The 272-nt window shown below is 52.9% G+C and carries 1 protein-coding gene; it reads right to left on the bottom strand.

All coding sequences use genetic code 11. From position 1 onward, the window contains the following. Positions 1-272 (bottom strand): hypothetical protein (locus SB658_RS23980; protein ID WP_410602838.1); only part of this gene is annotated, 272 nt, incomplete at both ends.

Below are 272 nucleotides of genomic sequence, written 5' to 3'. Positions count from 1 at the left end.
CACAAGCCCGTCCGTTATCGCTTCGCCCGCCTGTTCAAATGTCCGCCGCACGTGGTCTGTCAGCAGATGAAAGTCCTGTTCGCTGACCGCCGCTGAGTCGGATCTTAAAGACCCGTCCTTTTTCAAACCGGCATTGACGATATTTGAACGCCCTTCCTCCAAAGTCGTGTCCATCAGGCTGATCGCCTCCCGGTCACCGAGGAGAAGGCCTTTCATTTTAAATTTCTTGAAAATTTCCTGCTCGATTTCATCAAGCCCCATCGGCAGACTGG

The organism is Bacillus sp. SIMBA_008 (genome assembly GCF_046535495.1).
Taxonomy (GTDB): Bacteria; Bacillota; Bacilli; order Bacillales; family Bacillaceae; genus Bacillus; species Bacillus subtilis.
This window is presented reverse-complemented; position numbering and strand designations above follow the sequence as displayed.